Annotated in this window: 38 protein-coding genes and 1 tRNA gene; 29 read left to right on the top strand and 10 right to left on the bottom strand. The window is 52.6% G+C overall.

Annotation, left to right across the window (positions count from 1 at the left end; all coding sequences use genetic code 11):
* Nucleotides 1–6: 6 nt before the first annotated feature.
* Genes rpsS through rplQ form a run of 25 tightly spaced genes read left to right on the top strand, consistent with a single transcriptional unit; the run spans nt 7 to nt 12,223 of the window.
* Nucleotides 7–288: a 30S ribosomal protein S19 gene (gene rpsS / locus LDN04_RS15825; RefSeq protein ID WP_223912846.1), complete on the top strand. Its 282-nt coding sequence runs from the start codon at nt 7–9 to the stop codon at nt 286–288.
* Nucleotides 289–305: 17 nt separating this feature from the next.
* On the top strand, nt 306–641 hold the full coding sequence (gene rplV, locus LDN04_RS15820) for a 50S ribosomal protein L22 (RefSeq protein WP_223912842.1): 336 nt from the start codon (nt 306–308) through the stop codon (nt 639–641).
* Between the two features lie 32 nt (nt 642–673).
* Entirely contained in the window at nt 674–1,309 is a 636-nt protein-coding gene (gene rpsC, locus LDN04_RS15815; RefSeq protein WP_214176469.1) for a 30S ribosomal protein S3, read from the top strand.
* 17 nt (nt 1,310–1,326) lie between these two features.
* Entirely contained in the window at nt 1,327–1,749 is a 423-nt protein-coding gene (rplP, locus tag LDN04_RS15810) for a 50S ribosomal protein L16 (RefSeq protein WP_223912837.1), read from the top strand.
* Nucleotides 1,739–1,927, top strand: coding sequence for a 50S ribosomal protein L29 (gene rpmC, locus LDN04_RS15805; protein ID WP_223912832.1), 189 nt, complete (start codon nt 1,739–1,741; stop codon nt 1,925–1,927). Before rplP ends, rpmC begins: the two co-directional genes overlap by 11 nt.
* Before the next feature lie 10 nt (nt 1,928–1,937).
* Nucleotides 1,938–2,195 carry a 30S ribosomal protein S17 gene (gene rpsQ, locus LDN04_RS15800; RefSeq protein WP_223912827.1) on the top strand — a complete coding sequence of 86 codons (258 nt, stop codon included), beginning with the start codon at nt 1,938–1,940 and terminating at the stop codon, nt 2,193–2,195.
* Between the two features lie 14 nt (nt 2,196–2,209).
* Nucleotides 2,210–2,578, top strand: coding sequence for a 50S ribosomal protein L14 (gene rplN / locus LDN04_RS15795; protein WP_214176473.1), 369 nt, complete (start codon nt 2,210–2,212; stop codon nt 2,576–2,578).
* 19 nt (nt 2,579–2,597) lie between these two features.
* On the top strand, nt 2,598–2,924 hold the full coding sequence (gene rplX, locus LDN04_RS15790) for a 50S ribosomal protein L24 (RefSeq protein WP_223912822.1): 327 nt from the start codon (nt 2,598–2,600) through the stop codon (nt 2,922–2,924).
* Nucleotides 2,925–2,937: 13 nt separating this feature from the next.
* Nucleotides 2,938–3,477, top strand: a complete 540-nt coding sequence (gene rplE, locus LDN04_RS15785) for a 50S ribosomal protein L5 (RefSeq protein ID WP_223912816.1) — start codon at nt 2,938–2,940, stop codon at nt 3,475–3,477.
* A gap of 20 nt (nt 3,478–3,497) precedes the next feature.
* Nucleotides 3,498–3,683: a type Z 30S ribosomal protein S14 gene (locus LDN04_RS15780; RefSeq protein ID WP_214176476.1), complete on the top strand. Its 186-nt coding sequence runs from the start codon at nt 3,498–3,500 to the stop codon at nt 3,681–3,683.
* 32 nt (nt 3,684–3,715) lie between these two features.
* The gene (gene rpsH, locus LDN04_RS15775; RefSeq protein ID WP_223912813.1) at nt 3,716–4,114 is read left to right on the top strand and encodes a 30S ribosomal protein S8; all 399 of its coding nucleotides are present in this window, start codon (nt 3,716–3,718) and stop codon (nt 4,112–4,114) included.
* Between the two features lie 27 nt (nt 4,115–4,141).
* Nucleotides 4,142–4,681 carry a 50S ribosomal protein L6 gene (gene rplF, locus LDN04_RS15770; protein WP_223912810.1) on the top strand — a complete coding sequence of 180 codons (540 nt, stop codon included), beginning with the start codon at nt 4,142–4,144 and terminating at the stop codon, nt 4,679–4,681.
* A 20-nt stretch (nt 4,682–4,701) separates the two neighbouring features.
* Nucleotides 4,702–5,070: a 50S ribosomal protein L18 gene (rplR, locus tag LDN04_RS15765; RefSeq protein WP_223912806.1), complete on the top strand. Its 369-nt coding sequence runs from the start codon at nt 4,702–4,704 to the stop codon at nt 5,068–5,070.
* Between the two features lie 23 nt (nt 5,071–5,093).
* Nucleotides 5,094–5,582, top strand: coding sequence for a 30S ribosomal protein S5 (gene rpsE / locus LDN04_RS15760; RefSeq protein ID WP_223912800.1), 489 nt, complete (start codon nt 5,094–5,096; stop codon nt 5,580–5,582).
* 31 nt (nt 5,583–5,613) lie between these two features.
* A complete protein-coding gene (rpmD, locus tag LDN04_RS15755; RefSeq protein ID WP_223912796.1) occupies nt 5,614–5,793 on the top strand; it encodes a 50S ribosomal protein L30 in 180 nt (59 codons plus the stop codon).
* 19 nt (nt 5,794–5,812) lie between these two features.
* The gene (gene rplO, locus LDN04_RS15750) at nt 5,813–6,253 is read left to right on the top strand and encodes a 50S ribosomal protein L15 (protein WP_223912790.1); all 441 of its coding nucleotides are present in this window, start codon (nt 5,813–5,815) and stop codon (nt 6,251–6,253) included.
* A gap of 2 nt (nt 6,254–6,255) precedes the next feature.
* Complete coding sequence (secY, locus tag LDN04_RS15745) at nt 6,256–7,563, top strand: preprotein translocase subunit SecY (protein ID WP_223912787.1); 1,308 nt, start codon at nt 6,256–6,258, stop codon at nt 7,561–7,563.
* Nucleotides 7,564–7,579: 16 nt separating this feature from the next.
* Complete coding sequence (locus LDN04_RS15740; protein ID WP_223912784.1) at nt 7,580–8,233, top strand: adenylate kinase; 654 nt, start codon at nt 7,580–7,582, stop codon at nt 8,231–8,233.
* Nucleotides 8,230–8,976, top strand: a complete 747-nt coding sequence (gene map / locus LDN04_RS15735; RefSeq protein WP_223912782.1) for a type I methionyl aminopeptidase — start codon at nt 8,230–8,232, stop codon at nt 8,974–8,976. Before LDN04_RS15740 ends, map begins: the two co-directional genes overlap by 4 nt.
* Nucleotides 8,977–9,010: 34 nt before the next feature.
* Complete coding sequence (gene rpmJ, locus LDN04_RS15730; protein WP_214176486.1) at nt 9,011–9,124, top strand: 50S ribosomal protein L36; 114 nt, start codon at nt 9,011–9,013, stop codon at nt 9,122–9,124.
* Between the two features lie 29 nt (nt 9,125–9,153).
* Nucleotides 9,154–9,522, top strand: a complete 369-nt coding sequence (rpsM, locus tag LDN04_RS15725; RefSeq protein WP_223912779.1) for a 30S ribosomal protein S13 — start codon at nt 9,154–9,156, stop codon at nt 9,520–9,522.
* A gap of 21 nt (nt 9,523–9,543) precedes the next feature.
* The gene (gene rpsK, locus LDN04_RS15720) at nt 9,544–9,939 is read left to right on the top strand and encodes a 30S ribosomal protein S11 (RefSeq protein WP_223912776.1); all 396 of its coding nucleotides are present in this window, start codon (nt 9,544–9,546) and stop codon (nt 9,937–9,939) included.
* A 32-nt stretch (nt 9,940–9,971) separates the two neighbouring features.
* Nucleotides 9,972–10,598 carry a 30S ribosomal protein S4 gene (rpsD, locus tag LDN04_RS15715; RefSeq protein ID WP_223912773.1) on the top strand — a complete coding sequence of 209 codons (627 nt, stop codon included), beginning with the start codon at nt 9,972–9,974 and terminating at the stop codon, nt 10,596–10,598.
* Between the two features lie 31 nt (nt 10,599–10,629).
* Nucleotides 10,630–11,652, top strand: a complete 1,023-nt coding sequence (locus LDN04_RS15710; RefSeq protein WP_223912770.1) for a DNA-directed RNA polymerase subunit alpha — start codon at nt 10,630–10,632, stop codon at nt 11,650–11,652.
* A 34-nt stretch (nt 11,653–11,686) separates the two neighbouring features.
* Nucleotides 11,687–12,223: a 50S ribosomal protein L17 gene (gene rplQ / locus LDN04_RS15705; protein ID WP_223912767.1), complete on the top strand. Its 537-nt coding sequence runs from the start codon at nt 11,687–11,689 to the stop codon at nt 12,221–12,223.
* 96 nt (nt 12,224–12,319) lie between these two features.
* On the opposite strand, the gene sfsA is transcribed toward rplQ, so the two are convergent.
* The 6 genes from sfsA to LDN04_RS15675 form a co-directional block, all read right to left on the bottom strand.
* Nucleotides 12,320–13,015 carry a DNA/RNA nuclease SfsA gene (gene sfsA, locus LDN04_RS15700; RefSeq protein ID WP_223912764.1) on the bottom strand — a complete coding sequence of 232 codons (696 nt, stop codon included), beginning with the start codon at nt 13,013–13,015 and terminating at the stop codon, nt 12,320–12,322.
* A 57-nt stretch (nt 13,016–13,072) separates the two neighbouring features.
* On the bottom strand, nt 13,073–14,356 hold the full coding sequence (locus tag LDN04_RS15695) for a Ni/Fe hydrogenase subunit alpha (RefSeq protein WP_223912761.1): 1,284 nt from the start codon (nt 14,354–14,356) through the stop codon (nt 13,073–13,075).
* Nucleotides 14,340–15,095, bottom strand: a complete 756-nt coding sequence (locus tag LDN04_RS15690; protein ID WP_223912759.1) for an NADH:ubiquinone oxidoreductase — start codon at nt 15,093–15,095, stop codon at nt 14,340–14,342. Before LDN04_RS15690 ends, LDN04_RS15695 begins: the two co-directional genes overlap by 17 nt.
* Nucleotides 15,092–15,931 carry an FAD/NAD(P)-binding protein gene (locus tag LDN04_RS15685; protein WP_223912757.1) on the bottom strand — a complete coding sequence of 280 codons (840 nt, stop codon included), beginning with the start codon at nt 15,929–15,931 and terminating at the stop codon, nt 15,092–15,094. Before LDN04_RS15685 ends, LDN04_RS15690 begins: the two co-directional genes overlap by 4 nt.
* On the bottom strand, nt 15,918–16,910 hold the full coding sequence (locus LDN04_RS15680) for a 4Fe-4S dicluster domain-containing protein (RefSeq protein ID WP_223912756.1): 993 nt from the start codon (nt 16,908–16,910) through the stop codon (nt 15,918–15,920). Before LDN04_RS15680 ends, LDN04_RS15685 begins: the two co-directional genes overlap by 14 nt.
* Nucleotides 16,911–17,005: 95 nt before the next feature.
* Nucleotides 17,006–17,082, bottom strand: a tRNA-Arg gene (locus tag LDN04_RS15675).
* A gap of 136 nt (nt 17,083–17,218) precedes the next feature.
* Between LDN04_RS15675 and LDN04_RS15670 the strand changes: the two genes are divergently transcribed.
* Nucleotides 17,219–18,067, top strand: a complete 849-nt coding sequence (locus LDN04_RS15670) for an MBL fold metallo-hydrolase (protein WP_223912754.1) — start codon at nt 17,219–17,221, stop codon at nt 18,065–18,067.
* 6 nt (nt 18,068–18,073) lie between these two features.
* On the opposite strand, the gene LDN04_RS15665 is transcribed toward LDN04_RS15670, so the two are convergent.
* Nucleotides 18,074–18,760 carry a DUF1573 domain-containing protein gene (locus LDN04_RS15665; protein WP_223912752.1) on the bottom strand — a complete coding sequence of 229 codons (687 nt, stop codon included), beginning with the start codon at nt 18,758–18,760 and terminating at the stop codon, nt 18,074–18,076.
* A 143-nt stretch (nt 18,761–18,903) separates the two neighbouring features.
* Between LDN04_RS15665 and hpt the strand changes: the two genes are divergently transcribed.
* Together hpt and LDN04_RS15655 are read left to right on the top strand one after the other, a co-directional pair.
* Nucleotides 18,904–19,422, top strand: a complete 519-nt coding sequence (hpt, locus tag LDN04_RS15660; protein ID WP_223912748.1) for a hypoxanthine phosphoribosyltransferase — start codon at nt 18,904–18,906, stop codon at nt 19,420–19,422.
* Between the two features lie 21 nt (nt 19,423–19,443).
* Nucleotides 19,444–21,264: a DUF3426 domain-containing protein gene (locus LDN04_RS15655; RefSeq protein ID WP_223912745.1), complete on the top strand. Its 1,821-nt coding sequence runs from the start codon at nt 19,444–19,446 to the stop codon at nt 21,262–21,264.
* Nucleotides 21,265–21,534: 270 nt separating this feature from the next.
* Here LDN04_RS15655 and LDN04_RS15650 read toward each other — a convergent pair whose 3' ends face one another.
* Nucleotides 21,535–21,702, bottom strand: coding sequence for a DUF362 domain-containing protein (locus tag LDN04_RS15650; RefSeq protein ID WP_214176501.1), 168 nt, complete (start codon nt 21,700–21,702; stop codon nt 21,535–21,537).
* 248 nt (nt 21,703–21,950) lie between these two features.
* On the opposite strand from LDN04_RS15650, the gene LDN04_RS15645 reads away from it, so the two are divergent.
* Nucleotides 21,951–23,216 (top strand): acetate kinase, encoded by a 1,266-nt coding sequence (locus LDN04_RS15645; RefSeq protein ID WP_223912743.1) that lies wholly within the window; start codon nt 21,951–21,953, stop codon nt 23,214–23,216.
* A gap of 74 nt (nt 23,217–23,290) precedes the next feature.
* On the opposite strand, the gene LDN04_RS15640 is transcribed toward LDN04_RS15645, so the two are convergent.
* A complete protein-coding gene (locus LDN04_RS15640) occupies nt 23,291–23,911 on the bottom strand; it encodes a LysE family translocator (RefSeq protein ID WP_223912740.1) in 621 nt (206 codons plus the stop codon).
* A 132-nt stretch (nt 23,912–24,043) separates the two neighbouring features.
* Nucleotides 24,044–24,382 (bottom strand): zinc ribbon domain-containing protein YjdM, encoded by a 339-nt coding sequence (locus tag LDN04_RS15635; RefSeq protein ID WP_223912737.1) that lies wholly within the window; start codon nt 24,380–24,382, stop codon nt 24,044–24,046.
* Between the last annotated feature and the right edge of the window lie 73 nt (nt 24,383–24,455).

Below are 24,455 nucleotides of genomic sequence, written 5' to 3'. Positions count from 1 at the left end.
GATACGATGGCAAGATCCATTAAAAAAGGCCCGTTTGTCGATGGGCATCTGGTAAAGAAAGTCGAAGCTGAAGGCCCTTCTTCAAAAAAAGTTATCAAGACGTGGTCGCGCCGCTCTACTATAACTCCTGACTTTATCGGCCTTACGTTTGCAGTTCACAACGGTAAGAAGTTTATACCGGTCTTCGTGACGGAAAACATGGTAGGTCACAAAATGGGCGAGTTTGCACCCACAAGGACCTTTTTCGGCCATGCGGCCGACAAGAAAAGCAAGCTGAAGAAGAAGTAATTGCAAAGGAGTCGAAAATGGAAGCAAGCGCCAAATTGTCATTAGCCCGTCTGTCTCCCCGCAAAACCCGTCTTGTTGTTGACATGGTACGTGGCAAGGGGATTCAGGACGCACTCAATATTCTCCGCTTTTCCCCTCAGCCTTCGGCCAAGCTCGTTGCGAAGCTGCTCAGCTCTGCCGTCGCAAATGCCGAGCAAAAAGGTGCAGCTGATGTGGACCGTCTGTTTGTTAAAACCATATTTGTCGATGGTGGCGCGGTACTGAAGCGTTTCGTTCCGCGTGCCATGGGCAGGGCCAGTAAGATCAGAAAACCGACCAGCCACATTTCCGTGGTTCTGGCCGATAAGAAATAAATAAGTATAAGCACACAGGTGGAGGTGAAGTTTTGGGTCAGAAAGTAAATCCCGTAGGGTTCAGGCTTGGGGTCATCAAGACATGGGATTCCAAGTGGTATGCCGAGGCGGATTACGCCAAACTGCTGCACGAGGATATTAAGCTAAGGGCTTTCCTCAAGAAGCGGCTCTATCATTCCGGCGTGTCCAAAATCGAGATCGAACGTGCCGCCAATAAGGCGAAGATAAACATCTTTACCGCACGTCCGGGACTGATCATCGGTAAGAAGGGTTCGGAAGTCGAGACCCTGAAAAAGGAACTGGCCAAACTCACCGACAAGGAAGTTTTCCTGAATATCCAAGAGGTGCGTAAGCCCGAACTGGATGCGCAATTGGTAGCGGAGAATGTGGCCCTTCAATTGGAACGTCGCATCGCTTTCCGCCGCGCCATGAAAAAGAGTGTTACCTCAGCGCTCAAGTTCGGTGCCAAGGGGATCAGGATCACCTGTTCCGGACGTTTGGGCGGCGCCGAGATGTCCCGGACCGAATGGTACCGAGAAGGGCGTGTACCCCTTCATACGCTGCGGGCAGATATCGACTACGGCTTTGCTGAAGCAAAGACCACTTACGGTATCATCGGCGTGAAAGTACTTATATTCAAGGGCGAAGTACTTCCCGGTCAAAAATAAACAGGAGTTTGTTAGCAATGTTAATGCCTAAACGTGTTAAGCATAGAAAGCAAATGAAGGGGAGAATGACCGGAACGCCGACGCGTGGTGTAGAACTTGCGTTCGGTGAGTACGGTCTGCAGGCTACTACCTGTGGTTGGCTTGACTCCCGCCAGATCGAAGCTGCCCGTATTGCCATGACCCGTTATATCAAAAGGGGTGGTAAGATATGGATACGCATTTTTCCCGACAAGCCGTTGACCTCCAAACCTGCTGAAACGCGTATGGGTAAGGGAAAGGGGTCACCTGATTCGTGGGTTTGTGTTATTAAGCCAGGCCATGTACTCTACGAAATGGAAGGGGTAACAGAGGAAATAGCCCGTGAGGCGTTCCGTCTTGCAGCCCACAAGCTTCCAATCACGACAAAATTTATTTCGAGGAAGGACGGCCATGAAGGTTAGTGACCTGAAAGCTATGAATGAGGAAGAACTCCAGTCAAAGGAAAAAGAATTGAAAAAGGAACTGTTCAATCTCAAGTTCCAGCTTCATACTGGACGTCTTGAAAACAGCGCGAAACTGTCTGCTATCAGGAAAGATGTTGCGCGTGTGAAAACTTTACTTCAGGAAAAAAGAGGCTAGTGAGGCTGACATGAGTGATCGCGGTAGCAGGAAAACCCAGACGGGTGTGGTGGTGAGCGACAAGATGGATAAGACCGTAGTGGTCAAGGTTGATCGTCTTGTAAAGCATCCAGTATACAATAAATATATTAAACGGTCGGCCAAATATAAGGCACATGACACGGATAACAGCTGTAAAACGGGCGATCGCGTGCTGATTGTGGAGACACGCCCGTTAAGCAAGGATAAACGCTGGCAGGTTCGTCAGATAATCGATAAAAGCGCGTAAGGCAGGAGCTACCTATGATTCAGATGCAGACAATACTCGATGTGGCGGATAATTCAGGGGCCAAAAAGCTCTTTTGCATTAAGGTTCTGGGCGGATCCAAGCGCAAATATGCCAGTATCGGCGACATAATCGTTGCGTCGGTGAAAGAGGCACTTCCCAACTCCAAAGTGAAAAAAGGGGATGTGGTCAAGGTGGTTGTGGTGAGAACCGCCAAGGAAATTGGTCGGCCCGACGGTTCTTATATCCGTTTTGACGGCAATTCCGGAGTTGTGATCAATAACCAGCGCGAACCGGTCGGTACACGTATCTTCGGGCCAGTGGCGCGGGAACTGAGGGCAAAGAAGTTTATGAAAATCATCTCCCTTGCCCCCGAAGTACTATAATTTAAAGCGGAGACAGACGATGCTAGGTAAGAATCTGCATGTAAAAAAAGGTGACACCGTCATGGTCGTTACTGGCAAGGATAAGAATAAGACAGGGAAGATCATCCAGATCCTGTCTAAAAAGGATGGGGTAGTTGTGGAAGGCCTCAACATCGTCAAGCGGCATACCCGGGCACGTGGTAATGAGGCTGGCGGGATTGTTGAGAAAGAGGCTCCGCTCCATATTTCAAATGTCATGGTTTATTGTGGTAAGTGCAAGAAACCGGTGCGTACCAGGACCAGTGTTCTTGAAGACGGCAAAAAGACCCGCGTTTGTGTAAAGTGCGGCGAGTCTTTTGACAAATAGTGTGGAGGGGTAAATGTCACGGCTGAAAGAGCTTTACAATAAAGAGATGGTCCCTCAGTTGATGAAGGATTTCAACTACAAGAACATCATGGAAGTGCCGAAAATCGACAAGATTGTAATCAACATGGGCCTGGGTGAAGCTATCCAGAACGTGAAAATCCTTGATTCGGCTGCAGAGGAGCTATCGGCGATCAGTGGCCAGAAAACGGTCATCACCAAGGCCAAGAAATCAATTGCCAGCTTCAAACTGCGCCAGGGGATGCCAATTGGCTGCATGGTGACCCTGCGTAAGGAGCGGATGTACGAGTTCCTTGATCGTCTAGTGAATGTGGCTCTACCGCGCGTCCGTGATTTCAAGGGCGTATCGGCCAAAGGCTTTGATGGTAAGGGTAACTACTCGCTTGGCGTGAAGGAGCAGCTGATTTTCCCAGAGATCAACTACGATAAAGTAGATAAAATCAAAGGGATGAATATCTCCATCGTAACTACGGCAAAAAGCGACGAAGAAGGCAGAGCTTTACTGAAGCTGCTGGGCATGCCGTTCAGATATTAATTCAGATTTGGAGGATAGAAGTGGCTAAAACATCAATGATAATAAAGGCACAAAGAGGAAACAAGTTCAAAGTCCGTGAATATAATCGGTGCCCGTTGTGTGGTCGTCCGCGTGCATATTATCGTAAGTTTGACATGTGCAGGATCTGCCTACGGAAGCACGCTTCCAACGGCCAGATCCCCGGGGTTATTAAATCCAGCTGGTAACAGCAAAGAAACTGTATAGAGGAGTAGAATCGATGTCGATGACTGATCCAATTGCCGATATGCTTACGAGAATAAGAAACGCCAGTATGGCGAAGCTCCAGAAGGTGGATATTCCATCGTCAAATCTCAAGGTAAGCCTGGCAAACGTTCTGCGTTCAGAAGGCTTTATCAAGAATTACAAAGTGATTGCCGACCAGAAGCAGGGTGTGCTACGTGTCTATTTGAAGTATATCGATGAAAAAGATTCGGTCATTAATGAGATCAAGAGAGTCAGTAAGCCGGGGGGGCGCCGTTATGTCAAGGGTGACGAAATCCCCAGCATAAAAAACGGTATGGGTATTGCTGTTTTGTCGACATCAAAAGGTATTCTTACCGATAAGGCCGCCCGGGAAGCCGGAGTGGGTGGCGAATTAATCTGCACGGTCTGGTAATTTAACCCGGAACAAGGAGCATTCAGCATGTCCAGAATTGGCAAACTTCCCATAGAAATTATCCCGGGAGTTAAAATATCTTACAGTGACTCAGTCCTGAAAATAGATGGGCCCAAAGGGTCTCTATCTCGTAAAATCATGGACGGTGTTACGTTGACGATTTCGGATAAGACGATTGTTGTAGAGCGTGCTGATGACGGAATCAAGGCGCGATCTGCACACGGTTTGACGAGAACTCTCGTAAATAATATGGTCGTAGGTGTGACTAAAGGGTTTGAGACGGCTCTGGAGATCAGTGGCGTAGGTTACCGTGCTGAAGCCAAGGGTGATGTGCTCAATCTCAGTTTGGGATATTCCCATCCAGTGAATTTCCAACTGCCCAAAGGGATTGCCGTAGAAGTTGATAAAATGACCAAGCTTGTTGTCAAAGGAATTGACAAGGAACTAGTAGGTCAAACAGCGGCTAAGATTCGTTCGTTCCGTGGTCCAGAACCGTACAAAGGAAAAGGGATCAGGTACGCTAACGAAACCATCCTGAGAAAAGCCGGCAAGACCGGCAAAAAATAGTTAAAGCAAGGAGAAGTACCGTGAGTTCTCTCGCACAGAAAAAAGCTGCTCGACTGAAGCGGCAAACAAGAATAAGAAAGAAGATTCGTGGCACCACTGAACGGCCACGCCTGAACGTGTTCAAGAGTGCTACGCACATCTATGCCCAGGTTATTGATGATACGACGGGCAAGACGCTGGTAGCTGCATCTACTGTCATGAAAGAGGTAGGCGCAGAGTTGAAGGGGACGGGCAACATCGAAGCAGCCAAGAAGGTAGGTGCTGAGGTTGCAAAGCGTGCACTTGCCAGCGATATTAAAGCTGTTGTTTTTGACCGCAATGGGTTTCTCTACCATGGAAGAGTCAAGGCGCTTGCCGAAGCTGCACGAGAAAACGGTCTGTCCTTTTAAGGATATTACACAGGAGGCGTTAATTGCTTAAGATCAATCCCAGCGAAATCAATTTAACTGACAGGGTCGTTCATATCAGTCGTGTAGCCAAGGTAGTGAAAGGTGGCCGTCGGTTCAGTTTTTCTGCATTGGTCGTAGTAGGAGACGGTAACGGCTATGTAGGTTATGGTCTCGGTAAGGCCAACGAAGTCCCTGAAGCTATCCGGAAGGGAGTAGAGCAGGCAAAAAAGAACCTCATCAAGGTTCCGATTGTTCAAGGGCAAACTATTCCGTACGAAATTGAAGGGCATTTTGGTGCTGGGCGGGTGCTCATGATGCCGGCTTCAGCTGGTACCGGTGTTATCGCCGGTGGAGCAGCCCGCGCAGTATTTGAATCTGCCGGCGTGCACAATATTCTCGCCAAGTGTCTTGGGTCGAACAATCCGCACAACGTTGTCAAGGCGGCTTTTGCTGGACTCAAGTCGCTTCGCAGCCCAGAAGAGATCATGGCACGCCGTGGCATGACCGACTAGTAGTGCTCTTAAATCAGCAAGGAGAACTGATATGTCGCAGGATCTTAAAATTACTCTGGTAAAGAGCCATATTGGCACACCAGCTAGCCAGCGCGCCGTTTTGAACGGGATGGGGCTGAACAAAATGAACAAATCAGTAGTGCTTAAAGATACTCCGGAAATAAGAGGGATGATCCGCAAAGTCTCCCACATGGTAAACGTAACAGAGTAATTTCCCTTGAGGTGCATACATGGAATTGAACAGTTTAAAACCTGCGATTGGTGCTAGTAAAAATAGAAAAAGAATTGGCCGGGGGCCTGGTTCAGGTCATGGCAAAACAGCGACCAAAGGGCATAAGGGACAGAAGGCAAGAAGCGGCGGGAGTATAAAAGCTGGGTTCGAAGGCGGTCAGATGCCAATGCATCGCCGCTTGCCGAAACGTGGCTTCACGCCACTTACCCGCAAAGATTACGCGATCGTGAATCTTGGGCAGTTAGATATATTTGAGTCGGCAAGTAGTGTTGATGCTGCAGCGCTTTTGAAGAGCGGTCTAATCAGCGGTGTGCGCGACGGCATAAAAGTTCTTGCAACGGGTGACCTCACAAAGGCCTTGACGATAAAAGCTCATAAATTCAGCGCTGCTGCTAAGGAAAAGATTCTGGCTGCGGGCGGTACTGTCGAGGAGATATAATCTTGCTCGAAGCCTTCCAGAACATATTCAAAATACCTGAGCTGAAGAAGCGCGTATTGTTTTCTCTGGGGATGCTTGCGGTGTACCGTGTAGGGTGTCATATCCCGACACCTGGTATAGACGGGCAGGCGCTGTCGCATTTTTTCAAACAGGCTCAGGGGACACTTCTCGGCCTGTTTGATATGTTTTCAGGCGGCGCATTGGAAAAATTGACCGTCTTTGCACTTGGTATCATGCCGTACATCTCTTCCTCGATTATTTTTCAGCTTCTTACGGTCGTTGTTCCTGCCATTGAAAAACTCTCCAAAGAAGGTGAAGCTGGTCGCAAGAAAATTATCCAGTATACCCGCTACGGCACTATAGTACTGAGCGTTGTCCAGGCTTCCGGTATTGCTGTCGGGTTGGAAAGTATGCGTGGTCCTGCCGGTGAACTGGTAGTTCCGAATCCTGGATGGGGATTTCGTATTATGACAGTTATTACTCTGACGGCTGGGACCGCATTTATAATGTGGCTTGGTGAGCAAATGTCAGAGAAGGGGATTGGTAACGGCATTTCCCTTATCATCTTTGCGGGTATTGTTGCACGCATCCCTGTTGCATTGATCAACAGTACACGACTGTTGAAGTCAGGGCAAATTTCACTCTTTGTCCTTCTATTTGTTGCTGCACTCATGTTTCTCGTTATAGCTGCTGTTGTGTTCGTGGAGAGGGGGCAACGGCGCGTACCGATACATTATGCGAAGCGTGTAGTCGGACTAAAGACTTTTGGGGCGCAGACATCACACCTGCCGCTCAAGGTAAACATGGCGGGAGTAATACCTCCTATTTTTGCTTCGTCAATTATAATGTTCCCTGCAACTATCGGTAATTTCATCAATGTCCCATGGGTACAGAACGCTGCAAAGAGTTTGACGCCAGGGAACTGGGCATACAATTTATTATATGTTGCTTTCATAGTCTTTTTCTGTTATTTCTATACGGCTGTGACTTTTAACCCAGTGGATGTTGCTGAGAACGTGAAAAAGCACGGCGGATATATACCGGGGATTCGGCCTGGCAAAGAGACGTCAGACTATCTGGATCGTGTGTTGACCAAGTTAACATTCGCCGGGTCTATCTATATTTCACTGGTGTGTGTACTCCCGTCAATACTGATCGGTAAATTCAATCTTCCATTTTATTTTGGCGGTACAGCACTCCTCATAGCAGTTGGGGTCGGTATGGATACTGTTTCGCAGATAGAATCGCACCTCATCACAAGAAGTTATGAAGGTTTCATGAAGGGTGTTAAGATCAAAGGAAGACGGTAGTTGAGGACAGTGTGGTATGAATATTATCCTGTTGGGACCTCCGGGCGCCGGTAAGGGAACCCAGGCAAAGATACTTGCAAAAAAATTCAAGATTCCTCAGATTTCCACAGGCGACATACTACGTGGTGCGGTCAAAGACCAGACACCTATGGGGATAAAAGCCAAAGGTTTTATGGATGCAGGTGCTCTTGTCCCCGATAGTGTCGTGGTCGGCATTGTAGAGGAGCGCTTGGCAAAAGAAGACTGCTTCGATGGCTTCATTCTCGACGGGTTTCCCCGGACGGTTGCACAGGCGGACGCCTTAAAAGAAATGCTTGTTTCTCATGGTAAAGCCGTTGAGCACGTTATTTCTGTCGATGTTAACAAGGAAGAGCTGTTGCAACGCATTACCGGTCGACGGACATGTAAGGGGTGCGGCAGGGGATACCATACTGTCTTTGACCCGCCCAGGGTTGATGACAAATGCGATGAGTGCGGTGATGGGCTCTATCAGCGCGACGATGACAGCGAAGAGACAATGCGAAAACGGCTGGATGTTTACGAGGAGCAGACGGCGCCACTAGTGACCTATTATAGCAATGAATCTCTCCTCAGGAGCATACGGGGGACAGGTTCCATAGAAGAAATACAGCAGGCCATTCTGAGAATACTTGAAGGCGTGCGGGAGTGATAATCCTGAAATCTCCGCAGGAGATTGACAGGATGCGGGTTCCCTGTAGGATCGTTGCGGAGATTCTCGAACTGCTCAGGCAGGAGATACGGCCCGGTGTTACAAGTTTGACATTGAACGATCTTGCAGAACGAGAAACAAGAAAGCGCGGTGCGTTGCCCGCTTTCAAGGGGTACAGCGGTTATCCCTATACTCTCTGTTGTTCTCTTAATGATCAGGTTGTTCACGGCATGCCTAGCAATCGCGAGCTAGCACAAGGGGATATACTAAGTATTGATTTTGGCGTTGTTTATGACGGTTATTATGGGGACGCAGCTATCACCGTGCCCCTTGGGGAAGTGTCAGATAGCGCCAGGCGACTCATAGAAGTTACCGAAGCTTCGCTCTGTAACGCCGTCGCGGCAGCTACACCCGACAATAGGCTATTCGACATATCTCACGCAGTGCAAAGTTATGTGGAGGCAAGAGGTTTTTCAGTAGTCAGAGAGTTTGTTGGTCACGGTATTGGTAAAAACCTTCATGAAAGCCCTCAAGTCCCTAATTTTGGTTTACCAGGTAGGGGTGTAAAGCTTAAACCAGGGATGGTTCTTGCGATTGAACCGATGATTAACGAACGTGGTCCTGATGTGAAAGTTCTGAAGGACGGTTGGACAGCGATTACCTGTGATGGTGGTTTATCCGCCCATTTTGAGCACACGGTGGCAATTACTGAGCACGGTCCAGATATTCTGACAAAGCTTTAGTTTTTCTAGATACGAGGAAGCGAAAGGATAAACCATGAAGGTAAGAGCATCAGTTAAAAAAATCTGTGACAAATGCAAGATTATCAAGCGCAAGGGTATTGTCAGGGTGATATGTGACATTCCCAAGCATTCCCAGAGACAGGGCTAAGAAGTAATAACACTCAGGAGGAGCGGGCATTGGCACGTATCGCGGGCATAGACCTACCTAGGAACAAACGGATTGAGATCGCCTTGACCTATATTTATGGTATAGGGCGATCTATGGCGCAAAAAATTCTTACTGAATCCGGTGTGGATATGAACACCAGAACAGACAATCTTACCGAGGCAGAAGTTGCCCGGATTAGAGAGAATATTGACAAAAATGTCAAGGTCGAGGGAGACCTGCGCCGTGATATTTCCATGAACATCAAACGGCTCATGGATCTTGGTTGCTACCGTGGTCTGCGTCATCGCAAAGGATTGCCGGTACGCGGACAGCGGACCAAGACCAATGCCAGAACAAGAAAAGGGCCGGCCAGAACGGTCGCTGGCAAGAAGAAATAGAACAAGTGATCTGGAGGAATAATGGCTAGCCCTGCAAAAAAAGTCGTCAAGAAGAAAAAGGAACGCAAGAATATCCCCAGTGGAGTGGCGCACATCCAGGCCACTTTCAACAATACCATTATTACCATAACCGATCCGGTCGGTAATGTGGTCGCGTGGTCTACTGCCGGAAGCAAGGGATTCAAGGGCTCTCGTAAAAGCACCCCGTTTGCTGCCCAGATGGCTGCCGAGGATTGTGCCAAGAAGGCACAGGAACACGGGATGAGAAGTGTGGAAGTGTATGTTAAAGGTCCTGGATCCGGCAGGGAGTCTGCTCTCAGAGCTCTGCAGGCAGCAGGTTTCAGCATAAGCTTTATTCGCGACGTTACCCCCATTCCTCACAATGGTTGTCGTCCGCCAAAGAGAAGAAGAGTTTAATAGTAAGCTAACAATAGTTAAGGAGGTCTTCATTGGCTAGATATACAGGACCCTCCTGCCGTCTGTGCAGAAGGGAAAACATGGAGCTGTTTCTGAAGGGTGAGCGCTGCTATACTGACAAGTGCGCCATCAAGAGGAGAAATTATCCGCCGGGCCAGCACGGACAAGGGCGGTCGAAGGTTTCCGCTTATGGTGTTCAGTTGCGTGAAAAGCAGAAGGTTCGTCGCATTTACGGGATACTGGAAAAACAATTCCGCTCCTATTTCGAGAAGGCAGACCGTATGAAGGGGGTAACGGGTGAAAACCTCCTTTCCCTCTTGGAGCGAAGACTCGATAATATCGTGTACCGGTCAGGTTTTGCCACCTCAAGAATTGAAGCACGTCAGCTGGTGCGGCACGGCCACTTTACTCTTAATGGCAGGAAAGTGAATATCCCTTCCATTCAGGTAAAGGTTGGTGATGTCCTTGAGTTGCGCGAGAAGAGTCGTAAGGTTGCCTCCATAAATGAATCCCTGGAAGGAGTGGTACGGCGGGGTATCCCGCAGTGGCTGGAACTGGATAAGGATGCTTATAAAGGTATGGTTAAATCCCTGCCGGTGCGGGAAGACATAACTATGCCGATCCAGGAGCAATTGATTGTCGAGCTCTATTCCAAGTAAAGGCTAACTACACCCGACAGGGAGGCACTACATGTATAAAAACTGGCGCGACCTGATCAGACCCAAAAAGCTGCAGGTTGAAGCGGATACGCTTACTAATACGTACGGAAAATTTTACGCTGAGCCATTTGAACGTGGATTCGGTACGACGCTCGGCAACTCTCTGCGCAGGGTGCTGCTTTCTTCTCTGCAGGGTGCTGCCATTACCTCCGTTAAGGTGAAGGGGGTACTCCACGAATTTTCCGCCATTCCGGGGGTTACCGAAGACGTTACGGATATCATTCTCAATCTTAAAAGCGTACGTTTCAAGATGCATGGACAGGAACCCCGCACCATCAGAGTCATCCACAAAGGGGAAGGAATTATAACAGCAGGCGATATCATTACTGATTCCAATGTTGAGGTGCTCAACGCCGATCATCACATCGCGACCTGTTCAAAGGATGCGAACCTGGAAATGGAAATGGTAGTAAAAATGGGGCGTGGGTATGTACCCGCAGACCGCAACCGTGATGAAAAGGCGTCGGTTGGTACGATACCGATCGATTCCATATTTTCACCGATCCAGAAGGTTAATTTCACGGTTACTAACGCTCGCGTTGGGCAAATCACTGATTATGACAAACTCACCCTAGAAATATGGACAGATGGTAGTGTCAAACCCGATGATGCGATAGCCTATGCTGCCAAGATACTCAAGGAGCAGTTGACCATCTTTATCAATTTTGACGAAGAATCGGAACCGTCTGAAGAGGGAGAACCCCTTGAGGAGCGTGAGAAGTTCAACGAAAATCTGTATCGCTCCGTTGACGAACTTGAACTTTCGGTGCGTTCCGCAAACTGTCTCAAGAATGCCGGTATCAAGCTGATTGGCGAGCTGGTTTCGCGGAGCGAAGCAGAAATGCTCAAAACTCAGAATTTCGGCCGTAAATCGCTCAACGAGATAAAGGATATTCTTGCGGATATGGGTCTTACGCTGGGTATGAAGCTGGAAGGTTTCCCCGATCCGGAAATCATGCGCCGACTCCGTGGAGACCGTAAAGAGGAAGAGTAATCCGCAAGGCTAAAAGAGAAAGGAACCCGTAGTCATGCGTCACAATAATGCAGGCAGAAGGTTGGGGAGAACAACAAGTCACAGAGTAGCCATGTTTCGTAACATGGTGACTTCGTTCCTCAATCATGAAAAAATTACGACCACCGATGCCAAGGCAAAGGAGCTCCGCAGCATCGCAGAGAAGATGATCACCCTCGGCAAGAAGGGTGATCTACATGCTATGCGTCAGGCAGCTGCCTATATCAGGGACAAGAAGGTGGTGACAAAGCTGTTTACGACCATAGCCCCTCGCTACAAAGAACGCCCCGGTGGCTATACCCGTATCATCAAGCTGGGAATCCGCCCCGGCGACAATGCTCCGGTTTCCATCATCGAGCTGGTCGAAGAAGAGCTAAAGGCAAAAAGCGAATCGAAGCCGGCTAAAAAGACTACCGCTAAGAAGGCTGCCCCTAAGCCTGCTCCGGCCGCAACTGTTCAGGCAGATGTGCTGAGTTCAGAACCGGTTGCGGAAGAAACACTCAAAACCCATGTTGTCGAGGGTGATGAAGCCTGTGAGGCAAAAGCAGATTAGTTAACATGATACACATGAAATCGTAAAGGCGAGGGGAACCTCGCCTTTTTCGTGGGCGCAAGCGGATTTTTAACAACTGTAGCTTGCTGCCAGGTCTCAGAGCAGTATCGACAGGGGCCGAACTAGCCGAATTTCCTCCGGGCTAACGAAAGCCTGGTAGGCGAGTGCTTCGACCCCACTCTTTACGGCCAGCCGAAGCAGTCTTCCATATTCAGGATCGATGGCGTCTGCAGGGCTCACCGTCTGGCAGTCTCCCCGTTGCACCACGAAGAAGATGACCCCCCGCGACCCATTCCGAACCACCTCCATAAGCTCCCGTAGATGCTTCTGACCCCGCGTTGTAACTGCATCGGGGAACAAGGCCTTATCACCTTCCCTCAGCGTCACGTTCTTCACTTCCACGTAGCAACATCCGCTTGAGCCACTCAACAGGAGATCTATCCGGCTGTTTTTCCCATAGGGAACTTCAGGCCTGATGGTGGTATACCCCTGCAACTCCTTTACAACTCCAGATTCGATTGCCTCACGCACGAGCCTGTTGGGGAGGCCGGTGTTGATGCCGACCCAATACCCATGGACAAAAACCAATTCCCACGTGTATTTGAGTTTTCGTGACGGATTATCGCTGCAGGAGAGAAGCACTGGACTGTCCAGGGTCTTGCACCCCAGCATGCTGCCGGAATTGGGGCAGTGGGCGATGACTGCCTCGCCACTGTCCAACTGTACGTCGGCAAGAAATCGCTGGTAGCGTTTGAGAAGACGGCCGGGGAAAAGGGTGGTGGGAAGTTGCATGGGTGAGTTGTAGCATGCGGCTGGCGTGTAAGCAACCTCAAACGATACTGAAAAGAGCTAAATTCTCACGACATGGACTGCGCAGGAGATGCATGGGTCGTAGGCGCGCACGAGCATTTCCAGCTGTCGTTTCAGTTCCGATTCGTCAGTTCCGGTAAGTGCAGAAGCGAGAGCGTAGAGGTCTCGCTCCATGGCAGCCTGGTTGATGGCGGTAGGGGTGACAATGTCAGCCGCAATGCAGATGCCGCGATTATCAAGCTCGTATCTGTGGATCAGTACGCCGCGCGGTGCTTCCAGGGCTGCCGTGCCGATACCCTCATGAATGTGTAAAGGTGCCCGTGGTTCACACGTTGCCGGATGATCGAGAAGAGTGTCGATGAGAGCTATACTTTGTTCCACGGAGTGGATCAGTTCAACCCCCTGCGCCAGAACATTAGCCGATATCGGTGCGCCAAGAAGTTGGGAGCGGGCATCGAAGAATGCCTGGGCGCTTCGCGAAGAGAGTTGGATCCCCAGGTTGAGACGGGATAGTGCTCCTACTGCCACGATCTCTCCTCCGGCACGACTCTGCTTGGCGTAGGAGTGGGGGACAACCTGTTCCGGAAGGAGTTCACGGTACCTTGTGATGTCGGTGCCCTGGCCGTTACTGGTGACAAGCTGTTTTACCGGTGATGATTCCGAGTCGTCACTCTGGACCGCCAGGTAGGTGGGAGGCGTGAAATTGGCCGGATGCAGGTGAGTGGGGCATGTAGCGAACAGTTCGCAGGCCTTAACCGCATCGGGAAGTACCTCCAGCAGTTCATCCCTGAGTCTCTTCAACTCGTCCCGGGCAGGACGCTTTCCCATCCCTCCCGGGACGAGATTGGCGGGATGGATGAGCCTTCCGCCGACGAGTTCCTGGATGCGGTTGCCTGCAGCCTTGATACGAAGTCCGGTCTTGAATTCTGCAGGGGCTTTTGTCGCCAGTTCGGCAAAACCGGCACTGTCAAAGTAATCGGGGAGGACGAGACAGAACAGATGCAGGCTGTGGCTTTCGATCTGTCCCCCTGCAACTATCAGTTCACGGTAAAGGGCGGTCGGTTCGGATATCCCGATGCAGAGTGCGGCCTCGATGGCTTGAAGAGAGGTTACCCGGTGCACTGACGAGCAGATGGAGCAGATTCGGCAGATGATCTCCGGCAGTTCATCGTACGGCTTCCCCACCAGGAGAGCCTCGAAAAGCCTCGGTGATTCGATAAGGTTGAGCTGGACCGATTCGACCTGGCGTCCGGCAATGGAAACCTTCACCGTCCCATGCCCTTCGACCCTGCTGAGCGGCTTTATCTCAAGAACGTTGCCCATAGTCCCACTCCGGGTAAAAGCGTCGCATACGACGTATCACTTCCTCCCGAGATATCCCCTTCTCCAGGAGTACCTCAAGTTCCGACGCCACGTTTGCTTCCGTTACCGGCCCCCTGCATCCCTCACATTTGATGGAGACTGCCGGACAGCGGGCGTTGCATCCGGCCTGGGTAATGGGACCAAGGCATGGTTCTCCCCGTTCGATAAGGAGACAGAGGCATTCCCGGTTGCGGCATTCGGTGCAGACAGGGTATTGGGGAAATACCGGCAAGGTCCCATGGAGAAGAGCCGCAAGGGTTGTCAGCAGTTCGTGTTTTTCCGGCGGGCAGCCGTTAATGGAGAAGTCGACGGTGACAAAACGGTGAAGGGGGCAAGGGTTGAAACTTCCTGTGGGCCCAGCTCCCTTGCCATAGACGGATTCAGTCATTGCCTCGCGGGAAAGGTGGTTGTTCATGGCGGCAACCCCGCCCCAGCATGCACAGGTGCCGAAGGCGACCAGGATGCGGCTCCGGCTCCTGAGTTTGACCAGTGTTTCCAGGTCGTCTGGTGTGGAAACTGACCCTTCGACGAGGGCTGCGGAAAATTCTCCCCCAATATCGTGTCTGCTGCTCCCCATGGGGAAGTAGGTGAAATCGAAACGCTCGGCGAGGGTTGGGAGTTCTGCCTCGCAGTTGAGGAGGGTCAGCTGGCAGCCGAAACAGGCGGTCAGTCCCGCTATGGCAAGGGTTGGTCGGGTCATAGGGCACCGGGGATGTCTTTGATGTCCCGGTAACGGAAGACCGGTCCGTCGCAACAGCAGAAAAGCTGGCCGATGGCGCAATGGCAACAGATGCCGACGCCACACTTCATCCGCCGTTCCAGTGACAGATAGATGTCATCTCCAGCTACGCCGGCCTGGAGAAGCTCGTCGATGGTGCAGCGGTAGAGTGCCGGCGGACCGCAGACGGCGGCACAGGAGAGGCTCGATTCCAACCGCACCCCCTTGAGCAGGGTCGGGAGCAGGCCGACATTGCATGCCGGTTCTTCCTGGCCGGTATCAGACAGGAAATCGACGGTCAATAGCAGGCGCAGTGAGCCAGTGGCGGCCAAGTCCAGAAGTTCGTCCTTGAAGAGCATGACGGCCGGTTCCCGCGCTCCGTACATGAGGGTGAGGGAGCGAATGTCGGAACGATGGCGCAGAAGATGGAAGAGGAGGGACCGGAGCGGCGCTATACCGAGCCCACCCGCGAGGAGCAGGACGTCTTTACCTGCCATTTCGTCGACGGGAAAACCGTTACCTAACGGTCCGCGAATGCCGAGTCGGTCTCCCACCCTGCTCTGGTGAAGAAGCGATGTGACATGACCGAAACGGCGCACGCACAGCTCCATGGTCCCATCCTCTGCAGGAAGGTCTGCAGGAGAGATGGGAACTTCGCCGCCGCCCGGTACTGACAGCTGGATAAACTGGCCCGGGATGAAGGGGAAAGCCTTGTCGTCATCCAATTGGAGGCGAAACAGGGAGGTGTCGGCGGTCAACTGCCGAATGGTCTGAATACGGGCGGGAATCGGGACAGAGTTGAGTTCAGGCGCAGACATCGTCGCCCTCCGCGAACAGCTCCGTCAGGTCAATTGCCACCGGGCATACTTCCCGGCAGCGGCCACAGCCGACACAGGCGGGTACTCCCGCCAATGCGCCGAACCCCAGGTATTTGTGCAGGTAGCGGTAGTGGAAGCGTTCCCGGCGGGTAGGGCGAAAGTTATGGCCTCCAGCCACCTCGCCGTGGGCCCGGAACAGGCAATTGTCCCACTCCCGGAGCCGGTCGGCGGTCATTTCGTCAAGGGCACCATTTTCCAGGACGTCGAAGCAGTAACAGGTCGGGCAGCAGACCGAACAGGCGCCGCAGGAAAGGCAACGTGCGGCAAAGCTTTCCCAGAGAGGGCTGTCGGGAAATGTTCTGCCGGTTACTGCCACGTCATTGAGCCGACTCATCATCCGGCTCTCGACAGGCGGTGGAGGAGCTGCTTCAGTTTTCGTCAGCAGCGGTTCGAGACCGGCAAGCATCCTCTTCCCCTTGGATGTTTCAGTGCTGACCAGGAAACCGTGCTCTATACGCTGGAGGAACAGGTCGGCATTGTGGGGAGCTTTTACAGGGGAGGCGCAGAAACAGAATGCATCCGGTTCGCAGGAGAGGCCGACCAGTGTGATTGCATCCCGGTAGCGACGATAGAGCTGGTCGGGGCGATCCCCCATGAACACGCGATCCAGATAGTCAATCCCTTGCAGGTCGCAGGGGTGTACTCCGAACAGGACGAGCTGCGGTGCAGGTCCAGTGGGCAAGGTGTAGCCGGTTGCAGTGGCGTAGTTCAGGATGGTCTGACGGGGGGGGATAAGGTATTTCTTGGGGGGGATGAGGGTGCGTCGGTAGTCGAGAAGCAGACCTTCTATACCGGCCTGGATTGGGCCGAAAACATCTACTCCGTCGGAGGTCCGGGTCGGTCCGTGAAGTGCCCCATATTGGGTGAGACAATCAAGGAATTGCCCCAGGGCGTTGTCTGCAAGGAAATGCTGCTCCACATCCGTCTCCTCGTCCATACTGGGTAAAGTTTAGCATGGTGAGGGGTGGTGGCAAGGCACAAAAAAGGGAGCTCATGGCTCCCTTTTTGTTGATATGGCGGGCGGCATGGGATTCGAACCCACGACCCCAGGCTTCGGAGGCCTGTACTCTATCCAACTGAGCTAACCGCCCGCGAACTATCTTTTCTACACTATTTCATCCTGTAACTCAAGACTAATCTTCCGTGCTTCCTGAAATGGCTTAGCCTCCATAGCTCTGTCAATTGGGAAAAAGTTCTGCTACAATCGAAAAAAATGACGGAGTTCCCATGCGCCGGTTCTATTCATTCGTAATATTCAGTGCTATTGTACTCTCCTTGACCCGACCGGCTGCAGCAGCAAATTATCAGGTCGAGAAGGTTGCCGATGGGGTATATGCCGCCATTGCCGTGCCGGGTGGGAAGGCGGCCAGCAATGCCATGATCATCATAACCAAGTACCAGGTGCTTCTGGCCGGTGCCCATTTTGTCCCCGAGGGGATCAAAGAGCTCCTGGCCGAGATCGCCCGGCTGACTCCCCTTCCTCTTCGCTACGTGCTTCTGACCCACCATCATAAGGGGTTCAATTTCATTGATTTCGATCTGCCGAAAAACGCGGAAATCGTCACTTCCTGGCAGACCTGGCAGTCGTTGAAAAATGAGTACCGTGAACTCCCCAACCCGGTCACGTTCTTCGACAAGGGGCTGACCCTGCAGCGGAACGGCGTTACCATTGTTCTCAGTAACACCGGGTTCGGCCACAGCGAGGGAGATGTGTTCGTCTATATGCCCGGTCCCGGGGTGCTGTTCACGTCGGATCTGGTTTACAACGATGTAATCGGCTACATGGGGGATGGCCATTTGCGGGAGTGGGCCGCCATCCTGGAGATACTGGGGTCACTGGGAGCAAGGACCGTCATCCCGGGGCTCGGCAAGGTTACCGATAGCACGGGAATCGAACGTTTTACCCGATTTTACCGTGAGTTCACGACGGAAGTGCTCCGCTATGTGGAGAAGGGGGCAACCCTTGCCCAGGTCAAGAGGGATTTCCGGCTTGCCGGCTATGAACACCTTCCCGGATACAAGACGTTCATCGATGTGAATCTTGAACGGGCATACCAGGAATTGCGCGAGAAGTAACCCGAATCAGTGTGTCAGCGAACCGTAAAGAGGTATCATGATTTCCTTGCGGGCCGGGTTGTCGGTGGTGATTGTCAGGTAGCCGCTCAGGAACCGATCCTCTGAACGTGGCGTGACGGTTACGGCCAGAGTGGTCGTTTCTCCCGGCTTCAGCTTGGTTTTGCCCGTCTTTATCGTCACTTGTGAAAGCGGGGATTTCACCGCCGTTAACTTTACAGCTTTACCACCCTGATTTGATACGGTGACGACCATCTCCTTGCTCACCGTCGGTTTTACCGTGCCGAAATTGAGCTGGCGAGGGGTCACGACGACTTCTTCTGCCACGCTTCCCTTGAGAGTGAGGGTAGTAACCGGTTTCTGCGGATCATTCGTTTCAAGATAAATGAGTTTGCTGATATTGCCGCCGAATGTGCTGGAGTCGAAAGTTACCTTCAGTTCGCTGCCTCCTCCCGGGAGTAAGGTTTTGGTCGTAACGTTCGCAGCGGTACAACCGCACGAAGTCCTGACACGAACCACGTTCAGGGGAGCATCTCCTCTGTTACGGAATTTGAAGATATGGTCGACTTTTTTCCCCTGCACCACGGTGCCAAAATCGTGGACGGGCTGGTCGACTGCCAGGTCCGGTGCGGCGAGGGCAGCGCTTGCGAAGCATAAGGAGATGGTAATAACGGTGAGGAGACGAATGGTTTTCATTGCTGTTCCTTTCAGTGGGTATGGGACCTCCAAATTATATAGCATAAGGCGGCAAAGGGGCCAGAATAAATTGACACGGGTACCCCTTTCTGTTATAGAAAAAACTGGTAATTTCAAGGTTGAAGCGGGTTTGTGAGGCTACTATGGATGCGGAACTGCAACTGGTATATTCCTCTGACCAGATTGCAGCGTCAGTTGAGAAGCTGGCACAGCGCATCGGACGGGATTACGCTGGCGAAGAACTGGTGCTGGTTGTCGTGCTCAAGGGGGCACTGTTCTTTGCTGCCGATCTTGCCCGTAGTATAGGGCTTCCACTCAGTATGGAGTTCGTCAAGCTGAAAAGCTACAGCGGAACCTCGTCAACGGGGACAGTTGTCATAACGAAAGACCTTGATGAACCCATTGCCGGGAAACACGTTCTGGTGGTGGAAGATATTGTCGATACCGGCCTGACCCTGCAGTTTCTCCTCGGCTACTTGAGCGATCAGGGAGCGCGCAGTGTTAAGATCTGCACCCTGCTCGACAAGAGTGGGCGACGTCAGGTTGAGGTGACCCCTGATTATGTAGGTATCTCCTGTGAGAACAGGTTCCTCGTCGGCTACGGTCTCGATTTTGACGAACGATACCGTGAACTGCCGGCCATTTATGAACTCATTTCCTAAATCTCCCCTGTGGAGGACACAATGATTGTCCAATGTGACCACTGTAATACCAGGTTCAAGCTGGATGACGCCAAGGTCAAGCCGGGCGGGGTCAAGGTCCGCTGTTCCAAATGCAAGGAAATCTTCCTGGTAAAGAGGGATGAGCCCGTTGAAGAGCCCGCAGCCGATTCCATGTTGGCTGGCGGTGTTTCTGCATCAGCCCCGTCTTCCCTTCAGCAACAAGATGTGTCCTCAACCCCGGCCAGCGAGGCACCGTCCGGCGCTGAGCAGGCGTCGGCAGGAGATTTATCCTCCGAGGGTTTCGCGTTTCCGGGTGAAGAACCGTCGTCTTTCGACCAATCCTTCACAGACCAGGCACCACCTTCGACGGAGACGTCTGCAACCAGTATGGACTTCGACGAATTCTCCCTTTCCGAAGAGTCGGCAGCACCGAAAGCGGAATTTGCTCCTTCTGCCGACGAAGGGCCCGATTTTGGAGAGGTTGCGTTTGATCAGCAGGTACCGGAAGAGGTATCGGCAGCTCAGCAAATGGCATCCGGCGATTTCGAGTTCGGTGAAACCCCCTTTTCCGAGGAGCCGGCTGTTCCGCATGGTGGACCTGCTACCGAATCCGCGTCCGATAGTATTGATTTCAGTGAGTTCGATTTCAGTTCCGAAGAACCGGCATATTCACCGACGCCGCCGGAGCCGGAACCATCTTCAACTTCCGACTTCGACTTTGCGTTTGCTGCCGACGAGCCGTCGCCGACAGCTGGCGGGATGACGCCTCCCCTCCAGGAGGAGGATTTAAGCGGTGGGATTGCCGAGGACTCCTTTAGTTTCGGAACCGGGGCAGAGCAGGCCGTTCCGGAGCCGTCTTTGGAAGGCTTCCCTGCCAGTTTTGACGAAGATTCCGCCCTGGAGCAGGGTGCAGCAGACAAGGAACTGCAGCCGGCCGCGAACGATTTCTCCGACGCCTTCGGGAGTCCTGAGGAGAGTGAACTTACCTCCCCGCCGGCGCAGGATCAGCTGTTCAGTTTCGAATCGGACGTCCCGGAAGTGGGAGAACCTGCTGGCGCGACCAAGAAAGCGGCAGAAATGGAGCCGCTTGATTTTGGCGATATCGACTTCGGGGGGCACGCCGAGAAATCTCCGCCTCCGAAAAGAGAGGGCGTAAGCTGGGAAATGCCCGTAGCGGCGACCGCCGTCGCGGCAGGTGCTGCAGTTGTTGCGGCGGGAGCTCTCCATGCAAAGGGAGGAGTTCCCGCAGCTGACGAGGACCTCCCCCCCCTTTCCATCGCTTCCCGTCGCAAAGGCTCCTCGATCGTTTCGATTGTGCTGATTGCCATTGTCGTGTTGATGGTAGTCGCTATCGCTGGACTCGGTTTCTATGTGTACCAGGAGGGGCCGGTTGCGCTCAAGAAAGTTGGACTGGGGTTCATGGCCGACTGGTTCGGTATGGAAAGCAAGGAAGCGGGCGCAATTGCCATCCGCAACACGTCGGCGAGCTTCGTTATGAACAAGGAAGCGGGCGAACTGTTTGTCATCACCGGCGAGGCGCTCAACGCCTACAAGAAACCGCGGGCTTCCATCCAGGTTAAAGTTGCCGTGTTCGGAAACAAGGGAGAGGTCTTGGTGCAGCGGACCGCGTACTGCGGAAACCCCCTCACCAAGGAGCAGTTGGCGACTCTTCCCATGGCCAAGATAGAGGCCGCCATGAACAACCAGTTTGGCGACTCCCTTGCAAATCTTGGTGTCGAGCCGGGCAAGTCGATACCCTTTGTGGCGGTGTTCAAGGACCTCCCCAAGAATGCCGGTGAGTTTGGTGTGGAAGTGGTTAACTCGACGGTCGCCAGTAAATAGTGACGGTAAAATCTTCTTCTCGAAACTGACTTCATCCCGGGGCCGGCATTTATGCCGGCCTTTTCCGTTTCCGGACACAAACTGCGGGGCCAGAATGTCATGAAATCAAAGAGAAGTTTTGCAGGGACAAGGTAAGTGAGCGATACAAAGGGTTTTTGTCGAGAAAAATTTGGGGGTGATGGGGAAGGGACCTGGCGTGGGTGAAAAAAATCGGCCGGCGTCGGTCAATGACCGGACGCCGGCAGAACAGAAACAGCTGAATAATACTGATTAGGCATGGATTGCATTTACGGGGCAGGTATCCACACAGGCGCCGCAGTCAATGCAGGTATCCGCATCGATTTTGCGCTTGTCACCAGCTTCGCTGATGGCGTTCACCGGGCAGGATTCGTCGCATGCACCACAGTTAATGCACTCTTCGGTAATGGTATGAGCCAAAGTATTCACCTCCTTTTTCTTGATTTGTGAATAATTAGTTGAAACTCTTAACTAGCACACACCATTGGAAATGTCCAGCAGAAAGGTATACAGAAAAAGTGTTGAAAACATCTTGAATTGACACTAATACTACGGTATTATAAAAAACAGTTTTATTTGTGATAAATTTTCTGTCGATAATTTTTACCGCTACCTAAAAATCTGATAGCGGTAATTGATTTTCTGAGACTACAGGTCAGGAGGAATACATGGATATTCTAGCTCTCAACTGCGGGAGTTCCTCGGTCAAGTACCAGTTGTTTGACTGGGAGAAGAAAGTGGTCATCGCCAAGGGGATGGTGGAGCGGGTTATTATTGGCGACTCCTTCATCATGCATGAAGTCCCGGGGCGCGAGACCTACCGTGAAGAGTCCGAGTGCCCTGACCACCAGGTGGCTATCGACTTGATCATCCGGACCCTGACCGACCCGGTCCATGGTGTGCTTAAAGACATCAACCAGATATCTGCCATCGGTCACCGTGTCGTGCACGGCGGGGAGAAATTCACCTGCTCCGTCATGATCGATGAAAAAGTATTGGATGCGGTCAAGGAAGTGCAGCATCTGGCCCCGCTCCATAATCCTCCCAATATCGCGGGAATAGAGGCCGCCCAGGCCCTTCTCCCCAGCGTGCCGCACGTGGCGATTTTCGACACCGCTTTCCACCAGACCATGCCGGAGCATGCCTACCTCTATCCGCTCCCTTACGACTGGTATGAGAAGTTCGGCGTGCGCCGCTACGGTTTCCACGGCACCTCCCACCTCTACGTCTCCAAGCGGGCGGCGGTGCTCCTCGGCAAGTCTCCCAAGGAGTGCAACATCATCACCATGCACATCGGCAACGGTGTCTCCCACTGCGCCATCAAAAACGGCATTTCGGTGGATACCAGCATGGGGCTTACTCCGCTGGAAGGGGCAGTCATGGGGACCCGCTGCGGCGACATCGATCCTGCCATCCCCGCCTTCATGATGCAGAAGGAAAACCTCTCCGCCAAGGAAATCGACAGTATCCTCAACAAGAAGAGCGGGGTGCTCGGCATCACCGGCCGGTTCACCGACCGCCGCGACGTTATCGAGCACGCCAACAACGGCGACAAGCTCTGCAAGCTGGCCCTCGACATCGAGGCCTATCGGCTGCGCAAGTACATCGGTTCCTACATGGCTGCCATCGGCCGGCTCGATGCGGTGGTCTTCACCGCCGGCGTCGGCGAGATGGGGTGGCCGATCCGTGAGCGGACTATCGAAGGGCTGGAGCACCTGGGGATCAAGCTGGACAAGGAGCGGAACAAGTCGGCCATGACCCGCAAACGGGAGACCCTCATTACCACCGACGACTCGCCGGTCAAGGTCTATGTCATCCCCACCGATGAGGAACTGGTCTTCACGGAAGACGTGGCCGCCATCCTGGCCGGTACCTACACCGACCACATGCAGTTCGAGTATTCCTTTTCCCGATCGGATTTCGTCAGAAAATAGGACTCACGGAGTAAAACGTATAAAGGCCGACGGTAGCGTTACCGGCGGCCTTTTTGTTTGTCTGATGTGTGGTGTCACCGTTCCGCCAGGGCCAACCTCATTCCCAGCGACGCGAAGACCCCGGCGGTTAGCCAATCGAAGTACTTGGCGATGCGGGGACGGGTCAGGATGAAGCTGCCGATGCTCCCCGCAAAATAGCCGATAAGGGAGAAAATGATTACCGCCTGCACCATGAAGATCAGCCCCAGGAGCAGCATCTGGAATGGGACATGATCGGTGCCGGTGGTGACGAACTGGGGGAGGAACGCCAGGAAGAACATGGCCACCTTCGGATTGAGGACGTTCATGATGAAGCCCCGCTTGAACAGGGCGGCGGCAGGGCGGTCGTCGGCCGCGGAGAGCCTGACGGAGGAGCGTTCTTTCAAGGTCTTCCAGGCCAGGTAGAGGAGGTAGGCAGCGCCGGCGTACTTGACGACATTGAAGGCGACTACCGACGAGTAGAACACCGCCGAGATGCCGAACGCCGCTGCCGTCGTGTGCACGCTGATGCCGCTGCACATGCCGAGGGCGGTCACGATGGCCGGCTTCCTTCCCCGGGCGATCCCCTGGGTCATGACGAAGATGTTGTCCGGGCCGGGGGCCAGGGTCAGGGCGACGGATGCGCCCAGGAAGTAGAGCAGGGTGGATAGGGTCATGGGGGGCCTTTCTTAGAGAGTGATGAGTTAGGGCGAGGCAGCTTGTCTGCTGCCGCTGGTGGTTCGGCAAAGCTCCTATGGAGAACTCCCTCGTCAAGTCTGCCGTCCAGAGCTTACCATGGTTACCGTCATTCACGCCTTCTTGACGAACTCCGATTTCAACTGCATAGCGCCGATGCCGTCGATCTTGCAGTCGATATCGTGGTCTCCCGAGACAATGCGGATGTTCCTGACCTTGGTGCCGACCTTGACCACCGACGACGATCCCTTGATTTTCAGGTCCTTGATGACGGTCACCGAGTCGCCGTCATTGAGCACATTGCCAAAGGCGTCACGCACGACACTGTCAGCCTCCGTGCCCTCCGCTGCAAACTTTGCCCACTCATGGGCGCATTCTGGGCAGACGTACATCTCTCCGTCTTCGTAGGTATATTCCGAACTACATGAGGGGCATTTGGGCAGGGTTGTCATGTGGTGTCCTTTGCATGGTTGGTAACGGTGTTGCGGGCTATGCCGCATATGTCATATCTTCTTTTTTGAGATT

Source organism: Geobacter sp. AOG1, assembly GCF_019972315.1.
GTDB lineage: Bacteria > Desulfobacterota > Desulfuromonadia > Geobacterales > Geobacteraceae > Geomobilimonas.
Note: the sequence above shows the minus strand (reverse complement) of the source record. Positions and strands in the feature narration are given on the sequence as shown.

Coding starts and splice junctions, on each gene's coding strand:
- rpsQ (WP_223912827.1), top strand. CDS start 1,938: ATGAGTGATCGCGGTAGCAGGAAAACCCAGACGGGTGTGGTGGTGAGC.
- rpmD (WP_223912796.1), top strand. CDS start 5,614: ATGTCGCAGGATCTTAAAATTACTCTGGTAAAGAGCCATATTGGCACA.
- rplO (WP_223912790.1), top strand. CDS start 5,813: ATGGAATTGAACAGTTTAAAACCTGCGATTGGTGCTAGTAAAAATAGA.
- rplX (WP_223912822.1), top strand. CDS start 2,598: ATGCTAGGTAAGAATCTGCATGTAAAAAAAGGTGACACCGTCATGGTC.
- LDN04_RS15685 (WP_223912757.1), bottom strand. CDS start 15,931: ATGTCTGCGCCTGAACTCAACTCTGTCCCGATTCCCGCCCGTATTCAG.
- rpmC (WP_223912832.1), top strand. CDS start 1,739: ATGAAGGTTAGTGACCTGAAAGCTATGAATGAGGAAGAACTCCAGTCA.
- rplQ (WP_223912767.1), top strand. CDS start 11,687: ATGCGTCACAATAATGCAGGCAGAAGGTTGGGGAGAACAACAAGTCAC.
- rplN (WP_214176473.1), top strand. CDS start 2,210: ATGATTCAGATGCAGACAATACTCGATGTGGCGGATAATTCAGGGGCC.
- rpsK (WP_223912776.1), top strand. CDS start 9,544: ATGGCTAGCCCTGCAAAAAAAGTCGTCAAGAAGAAAAAGGAACGCAAG.
- rplP (WP_223912837.1), top strand. CDS start 1,327: ATGTTAATGCCTAAACGTGTTAAGCATAGAAAGCAAATGAAGGGGAGA.
- LDN04_RS15740 (WP_223912784.1), top strand. CDS start 7,580: ATGAATATTATCCTGTTGGGACCTCCGGGCGCCGGTAAGGGAACCCAG.
- LDN04_RS15665 (WP_223912752.1), bottom strand. CDS start 18,760: ATGAAAACCATTCGTCTCCTCACCGTTATTACCATCTCCTTATGCTTC.
- LDN04_RS15635 (WP_223912737.1), bottom strand. CDS start 24,382: ATGACAACCCTGCCCAAATGCCCCTCATGTAGTTCGGAATATACCTAC.
- rplF (WP_223912810.1), top strand. CDS start 4,142: ATGTCCAGAATTGGCAAACTTCCCATAGAAATTATCCCGGGAGTTAAA.
- LDN04_RS15655 (WP_223912745.1), top strand. CDS start 19,444: ATGATTGTCCAATGTGACCACTGTAATACCAGGTTCAAGCTGGATGAC.
- rpsH (WP_223912813.1), top strand. CDS start 3,716: ATGTCGATGACTGATCCAATTGCCGATATGCTTACGAGAATAAGAAAC.
- sfsA (WP_223912764.1), bottom strand. CDS start 13,015: ATGCAACTTCCCACCACCCTTTTCCCCGGCCGTCTTCTCAAACGCTAC.
- LDN04_RS15670 (WP_223912754.1), top strand. CDS start 17,219: ATGCGCCGGTTCTATTCATTCGTAATATTCAGTGCTATTGTACTCTCC.
- LDN04_RS15640 (WP_223912740.1), bottom strand. CDS start 23,911: ATGACCCTATCCACCCTGCTCTACTTCCTGGGCGCATCCGTCGCCCTG.
- LDN04_RS15690 (WP_223912759.1), bottom strand. CDS start 15,095: ATGACCCGACCAACCCTTGCCATAGCGGGACTGACCGCCTGTTTCGGC.
- LDN04_RS15695 (WP_223912761.1), bottom strand. CDS start 14,356: ATGGGCAACGTTCTTGAGATAAAGCCGCTCAGCAGGGTCGAAGGGCAT.
- LDN04_RS15710 (WP_223912770.1), top strand. CDS start 10,630: ATGTATAAAAACTGGCGCGACCTGATCAGACCCAAAAAGCTGCAGGTT.
- rplV (WP_223912842.1), top strand. CDS start 306: ATGGAAGCAAGCGCCAAATTGTCATTAGCCCGTCTGTCTCCCCGCAAA.
- rpsS (WP_223912846.1), top strand. CDS start 7: ATGGCAAGATCCATTAAAAAAGGCCCGTTTGTCGATGGGCATCTGGTA.
- rpmJ (WP_214176486.1), top strand. CDS start 9,011: ATGAAGGTAAGAGCATCAGTTAAAAAAATCTGTGACAAATGCAAGATT.
- LDN04_RS15645 (WP_223912743.1), top strand. CDS start 21,951: ATGGATATTCTAGCTCTCAACTGCGGGAGTTCCTCGGTCAAGTACCAG.
- rplE (WP_223912816.1), top strand. CDS start 2,938: ATGTCACGGCTGAAAGAGCTTTACAATAAAGAGATGGTCCCTCAGTTG.
- hpt (WP_223912748.1), top strand. CDS start 18,904: ATGGATGCGGAACTGCAACTGGTATATTCCTCTGACCAGATTGCAGCG.